We start from the raw sequence: 1,745 nt of genomic DNA on the forward strand, positions 1-1,745 counted from the left end.
CAAACAAAGAAACCAACAAAAAACACCAACCAAACAAACAAACACGACACACTATCGAGATCCCAAACAACACACCCAGAAGAGATTCACCGGCTGCAAGGCCAGGCCCTCTCTCAAGGCACCGGAGTAGCTTATCCAGACCCGCGTTCCTCCGTCAAGCCCGAGATCAGTGATCCCCGTCTCGCCAGAGTCTCATGCCGACGCTTCTAAGGCGCCAACCGAGCCTGGTAACTGCTCCTAACCGCTGCTCACACCTTCCGGCGTTCGCCGCGGCGGGGAGTACTTTACGCACACCCCGACGGATCACGTCAAACCGTGCGGCAGTGACGTCCAGCACCCTGGAGCGATACTGCCCGGCCTCCCCAACTCGCCAGTACACCGCGGACACGCAGATCGGCTCGCTCCAGGGGTAGTTTCAGCCCATGGCTCCCAGCCGCAAGCCCGACAGCAAGCGCTACACCGTGGACTACGACTGGTTGTGGCGGCGGGAAGATCCGACCGCAAGGGCGACACTCAGGTTGGTCGTCTCCCACCGCTCACCCCGCCTTGCCGCCCGCGCGGTGGAACGGCTACTTGCACGGCTTCCGGCCGGCTCCGGCGGTACTCGCGGCTCCGGCGGGTGGGTGGTACTCCCTGTACCCGACGATCCATGCGCTTTGGACATCGTCTCCGGTGGGCAGGACGTCGCCGATAGCATCCAGTCAGGAGCGGATGCGATCTACGACGCCTTGATCCCGCTCGAGAACCTCAGCCTGTCCTGGCATGAACTCACCCCGGACACCGTTCCCGGCCGTTCCACCAGCTAGGCACCAACGAGCACCTCGCCGGAAGCTCCCAACCGCACCCGATACGGCCGACGGGCGATCAGGCGCGAATTTCACTAATGCGTGCCTTGCCAGACGTGGGGCGCCCCGACTAGCCTCGGCCGTCCCGGCAACGAGGTGTTCAAACTCGACCAGTGCACGCGCATTGACCAGCCGGGCACGTCCAGGAGTTCCAGTGGAAACCCGCACAGTCCTGGAGATCGTTGGATGGGCCGGATCGGGCCTCGTCATCGTCTCCCTGGTGGTAGCCAATCAGCGAACCTTCCGGAGGCTGAACCTAGCCGGCTCCCTCATCGCCACGGCTTACAACCTCGTCCTCGGCGTCTGGCCCGCGGTCGGTATGAATGCAACGATCGCCCTCATCGATTTGTACTGGCTGATCCGCCTGCGTCGCAGCGTCTCCCCCTTACCGGAGTCGGGCGAAGTACCGGGTCTCGTCAGGTTTGGGGGTGCGGGGTCGGTTCGCCGGGTCGCGGGTAGGCGCCTGCGCCTACGGAGGGGCCGGCGGTGAGGGGACCGCTGGCCGCGATTCTGCTGTGTGGCTGTGTGCTGCGGTGGCCTGCTACGCCACTTCGGGGTTAACAACGCCGGTTAACGGCCTGCTGAAGGGCTGCAAGGCATACAGCAGGCAGGCAACTAGCGTTGCTGACGCCGAAGTGGCGTTGCAAAAGGCCCGGCGCACTACCAGCGGAGAGGGGCACGCTAACCGCCCGCACATCAGCCCCACAGGCTCGGGCCCGCCATACCGACAGCGACCACGACGGCAATCACGACGGCGAGGCTCGTGGGGGTCGGCAGCAGGCCTCACCACCGAGCGCCCGCCCCGCCAACCAGTAACCGCCGAGCCCCGCACTCAGCACCGGCTGCAACCGACTGCATGAGATGCGGCGGCGTCCCACCCGAATCCCGGGTGGGACGCCG

The 1,745-nt window shown here is 65.2% G+C and carries 1 protein-coding gene; it reads left to right on the forward strand.

Features of this window, described 5'->3' with window-relative positions; translation table 11 throughout:
- Nucleotides 1-422 precede the first annotated feature (422 nt).
- On the forward strand, nucleotides 423-806 hold the full coding sequence (locus tag GZ997_RS09885) for a hypothetical protein (protein ID WP_162679766.1): 384 nt from the start codon (nucleotides 423-425) through the stop codon (nucleotides 804-806).
- Nucleotides 807-1,745 lie beyond the last annotated feature (939 nt).

Origin of the sequence: Actinomyces sp. 565 (assembly GCF_010365615.1) — a bacterium.
Lineage (GTDB): Bacteria > Actinomycetota > Actinomycetes > Actinomycetales > Actinomycetaceae > Actinomyces.